Source organism: Ferroplasma sp. Type II (assembly GCF_000496155.1).
Map to the genome: position 1 here is coordinate 24,676 of NZ_KI542764.1, position 4,484 is coordinate 29,159.

A 4,484-nucleotide genomic window follows, 5' to 3' on the forward strand; every position below is an offset into this window, starting at 1 on the left:
ATTTTGACATCATTTTTCTCTACATGTTGAGTTAGCAAGTAATTCATAACAATTACAAGTGTATCACTGTGCGTTGAAAAAATAATTTTAATATCTTTTTTCTTAACTAAAGCCACCAATAATATTCCCATTATTATTTGTGTGCTAATATGAAGCTGTGCTTCGGGTTCTTCAATGATAATTAAATCTTTATCATTTGATGAAATAATGGGAAGCATTAATCCTGTTATTTCTTCTACCATGGCAGACGACAAAACTATATCAACAGATTTGTTATCACCAAAAAAGTATTTCAGGGCATTGGTGTTTGAATCTGACTTGATTTCACCATTTATAATAAAATTAAATAAATTAATTAATTCATTTTGATTATTATTTAGTCTTTCTCTTCCAGCATCAAGCCACTTAAAATAACTTGAAAATGGCGCACTTTTTAAAACACTCAAATCTTCTAAAATTTCTCCAGGATAATATAAACTTTTTTTCAATGAATTATTATATAATTGAACTATTATATTTCTGCCATACGGAATAAATTTAATCGAATTAATTCCCGAAATATCAGAAATAGCCGATTTTATATTTTTTAATGAAAAATTAATTATAGATGTCCATATATTTTTAGAAATATTAGATATAATTATTCCCATATATGGAAAGTTTTCAATCGAAATATTTGTACCGGGGAAATTTAATCCATAAAAATCTAGCCTTTCCTGGAAATATTCATCGTTTGCCTTTGAAATCGAAAAAGTGACATCCACGTTTATACTCGTGCCTGCTTTGCTAATATTCATTGGATTGATCGTAACAGTTAATGGATGTCGCCTTAGTTTTTTCATTATTTCATAATATTGTTCAGGGGTAAAATTTGAATTTCTTGGTATTGAATACATAAAGTGTAATCCGTTATCATCCTTTGAGTATTCAGAGCCAAATATTGGTATTTCCGATATTGAATCATCTATTATCGTATCTATTGATTTTCCATTAACCTTAATATTCTTTATATTACTAGACCCTGTATATTGCTTAAGAGTATCTTTAAATACACCTTTAATTAATAATTTTAATTTCTCTAAATTAATTTTATAGTTTATTTTTATATTATTTTTATACACTTCATGAAGGATATTTTGTTTATTTGATATAAAATCATCAACTATACCATTTAATTCCTTCTCTATTTCTTTATTCATATCATTCATAATTTTGTTTTCTAAAATTTCGTCTGATTTAACATGGTTAACTAAGCGATTAAATTCTTTAAATCTGTATTCATCAAGAAGTTGAAGAAACCAGTATATTGATCTAAGTGCATAACTTTTACCTGAATTGGGAAGTCCTAATATGGTTGTAATATTCTTGGTACGTATAATTGATTTTTTAATAGGTCCAATATTTTTTATTTCAAATTCAATTTCATCGTTTTCCATATTAATATATCCTCTCCTTTTAAAGTAATAAATAAACTATATATTATAGTTTCTAGATTAGAAATTGCCATATTTTCGTTGATAATTTTAGAATATTATGACATAATTGCTTTGAGTAAAAATAGTACAAAGCTCCTGAGGGGAGTTATGATACTCAGGATCGAAGATGTTGCAAATGTACTTAATTTCCTGGAACAGTATTCCCTGACGTGCAGTGTCAGGGAGGTGAAACTGACCCGAATGATGAAAAAATCCTCAGAGGGGCCGATGAATAAATTTGTATCAAAGTCTCATTAAAATTTGTCAGATAATAATAGTAATTTATTCACCGGGGATTTATGGGGGCCCCAGAGGGTGAACCGGGTTGCCTTGGTTTAAACAGTATGCTTAATGCCCCCCTGTTTCTCCCGCCACCTACTTCTTTAAGGCCACGGAACAGGAAAGACGAAATGAATCTACCACTAAATACAATGATATATGAAAATATAAGTGCAAGTTTCAGTGGAAAGAAATCTATAAACAAAGAAAGAAGGTACCCCCCAGTTAACGCTCCTGCGAAATAAATTGCACCATTAAACCCATTGAGTATAGAAATATATTCGGCCCGGTGACTCTCCGGAACGACATCCAGTGTATAAGAGGTAAGAATAGAATTCTGAATTGAACCTAAAAAACCACTGTATATTTCAATTCCTATAAAAAGAGGAAAAGAATCAAAGAAGGCATACATTAATGGTATCCCGCTTAACATAATCTTATTTAGGAAAATTAAAGGAATCCTGTTGATATTATCAATAAATTTTGCAATAAAATACTGTGTAACAAGTGCTGATCCAATTGCCGCAATGGTGAGCAATGCCACAACTTTTAAGGAAAAGCCCATAATTGTAACAATTGTTATGGGAAACATCGGCCAGGCCAGTGACCAGAAAAAAGACTGTACATTAGTTGCCATAAAATATTGATAGAATATACTATTATTTTTTAGGGTTTTTAAGGTACCCTAGAAGATTTTTGCTCATTATTGATTTGCTTTTTTTCTCTGTGAGCATAAATCCTATCAAAGCAGATGCTATGTATGAAATCGATGCTGCTGTGAATGGAATAATAATATCCTTCCTTGAATTGCTATCAAGCAGGAAAAAAATAGCAATCAAAGATATAACTGTGCCCATAGATGCGATATTGGTTATTATAGCAAGGAAATGCCCCCTTTTTTCTGCAATATTATCAGCTATGAATGAGTACCAGTTGACAGTTATCATGGCTGAAAAAAGCGATATCAATGCATAGAGGATAATGAGATCCACTGGATTATAAGAATATGGAAGCATGTACCATAGAATAGCTAATATTACGCTTCCTAAAATCAGAAAGGGCGTTCGTCGCCCTGACCCTATCACTAATACGCCCCCAGAGAATCTGCCCCAAATTGCTCAGTGAGTTGGATGATGATTGCAGCCAGCCCATTTCAACCGCTGATGCTCCTATCATAACTGCAAAGACTCCCACAAAGGAAGCTGCAGCAGTTGCACCAGCTGCTATTATAAAAGACCTCAGGGCTATGAGTTTTCTATTATCCATTTAACCTCATTATTGCACAGTTTATCCAAAGATATTATTTGAATTCTTTGTTGATTTTTTCCGAATAGGAATTTTAGTAATCTTACGGGCATTCGTTTGACTCAAAGAATATTGAGATTTTTATTTGATACAATTATATCAAAATGTTTTAATTTCCAAATTATCAACGAAAATTTGCCGATTTCTAACGTAACAAAAATATTTCTATAATGAGACAATGCATCACAGTGGTAACGTATATTACAGTAGATTCTTCGAAAACTGGCGTTGGAAAATATGCCTATGACCTTTACACTTTAATGGCACCTGAAAGCAGGATAGTTCAGTTCATATTCAATAATAAATTTCAAGACGCTCTCTTTAAATCACCATACAGAGGCCTTGAAAATTCCGTTTTAAATTATTTATTCAGTGACCTTATCTATAAATCTGGAATTAAGGCCATAAATAATTGTGATGATATAATACATATAACATCACAGACAATCAAACCAATGTTTAAAAGCAAATATATGGTTGTAACAATCCATGATATTATTGCATTCACTGAGAATATTAAGGATCTTAGTAGTGTGGAAAAATTAAGAAGAATCGGTATGAGAAAATATATAGATGAATATTTGAAATATGATAACATTATTACGATCTCCGATTCTGTAAAACATGAGATAAGCACTAGATTTAATATTAATGAAAGTAAAATATCTGTGATATCTCCATATATATCTGATAATTTTTATCCATTGAATAGAAAGGATGAATTACGCAAAGAATTAGGATTGCCATTAAATAAAAAACTTATATTGTCGGTATCATCCGATCAGCCAAGAAAAAATCTTTCAATGGTTAGGGAATTAATGGATCGCCTGGGAGAGGAGTACCAGCTTGTGAGGATAGGCGTTCCAGTAGGGAATAGTATTACATTTACAGATGTGGATGCAGAAAAAATTAATAAAATATACGGTGCCTGTGACATGCTCTTTTTCCCTACACTGGCTGAAGGCTTTGGGTACCCAGTGGTAGAGGCATTCAAAACCGGATTGCCGGTACTAAGCTCTGATATAGATGTTATAAGAGAGGTTTCAGATGGTGCTGCATTGCTTGTAAATCCTAAAGATATTAAGGAAAACATAGAAGGAGTCTATAAAGTACTGGATAATAGTGATTATTATAGAAATAAGGGTTTCGAAAGGGCAGAATATTATTCCAGAGATGCTATACGAAACAAGCTACTTTCTTATTACCATTCAATAAAATAATGGTAAAAATGTTTACATATCAGTTTTATCTCACTACGAAATTATATAATAAATAGCTCATATAATATCACAATAGATTCGGAACAGGATATTTTTACAGCAGAAAACCATAGTGGAGTTGTAAATTTTATAATTAATATGTATCTTACTGCCGCAACTTTGAAAACAGATGGAAGTGGAAGTATTGAAATCCGTCAGGTTCAAT

At 31.6% G+C, this 4,484-nt stretch carries 6 protein-coding genes; 2 read left to right on the forward strand and 4 right to left on the reverse strand.

What is annotated here, in order from left to right:
* A partial coding sequence (locus AMDU4_RS10505; RefSeq protein WP_290705048.1) for an AAA family ATPase occupies window positions 1-1,436 on the reverse strand: 1,436 nt, incomplete at its 3' end.
* 78 nt (window positions 1,437-1,514) lie between these two features.
* Here AMDU4_RS10505 and AMDU4_RS10510 point away from each other — a divergent pair.
* Window positions 1,515-1,733 carry a hypothetical protein gene (locus AMDU4_RS10510; protein WP_290705051.1) on the forward strand — a complete coding sequence of 73 codons (219 nt, stop codon included), beginning with the start codon at window positions 1,515-1,517 and terminating at the stop codon, window positions 1,731-1,733.
* Between the two features lie 28 nt (window positions 1,734-1,761).
* Here the strand turns inward: AMDU4_RS10510 and AMDU4_RS10515 are convergent, their stop codons facing one another.
* From AMDU4_RS10515 to AMDU4_RS10525, 3 genes are read right to left on the reverse strand one after another with little or no spacing between them, the layout of a single operon-like run.
* Window positions 1,762-2,391, reverse strand: coding sequence for an MFS transporter (locus AMDU4_RS10515; protein ID WP_021787956.1), 630 nt, complete (start codon window positions 2,389-2,391; stop codon window positions 1,762-1,764).
* 22 nt (window positions 2,392-2,413) lie between these two features.
* A complete protein-coding gene (locus tag AMDU4_RS10520; RefSeq protein WP_021787957.1) occupies window positions 2,414-2,770 on the reverse strand; it encodes a hypothetical protein in 357 nt (118 codons plus the stop codon).
* Window positions 2,751-3,020 carry a hypothetical protein gene (locus AMDU4_RS10525; RefSeq protein ID WP_021787958.1) on the reverse strand — a complete coding sequence of 90 codons (270 nt, stop codon included), beginning with the start codon at window positions 3,018-3,020 and terminating at the stop codon, window positions 2,751-2,753. The genes AMDU4_RS10520 and AMDU4_RS10525 overlap by 20 nt, the downstream gene beginning before the upstream one ends.
* A 227-nt stretch (window positions 3,021-3,247) precedes the next feature.
* Here AMDU4_RS10525 and AMDU4_RS10530 point away from each other — a divergent pair, with 227 nt between their 5' ends.
* The gene (locus AMDU4_RS10530; RefSeq protein WP_290705053.1) at window positions 3,248-4,279 is read left to right on the forward strand and encodes a glycosyltransferase family 1 protein; all 1,032 of its coding nucleotides are present in this window, start codon (window positions 3,248-3,250) and stop codon (window positions 4,277-4,279) included.
* The last annotated feature ends 205 nt before the right edge of the window (window positions 4,280-4,484 follow it).

Bases quoted from the DNA above. Each gene is read 5' to 3' on its own strand.
- AMDU4_RS10525 (WP_021787958.1), bottom strand. From the start codon at position 3,020: ATGGATAATAGAAAACTCATAGCCCTGAGGTCTTTTATAATAGCAGCT.
- AMDU4_RS10515 (WP_021787956.1), bottom strand. From the start codon at position 2,391: ATGGCAACTAATGTACAGTCTTTTTTCTGGTCACTGGCCTGGCCGATG.
- AMDU4_RS10520 (WP_021787957.1), bottom strand. From the start codon at position 2,770: ATGCTTCCATATTCTTATAATCCAGTGGATCTCATTATCCTCTATGCA.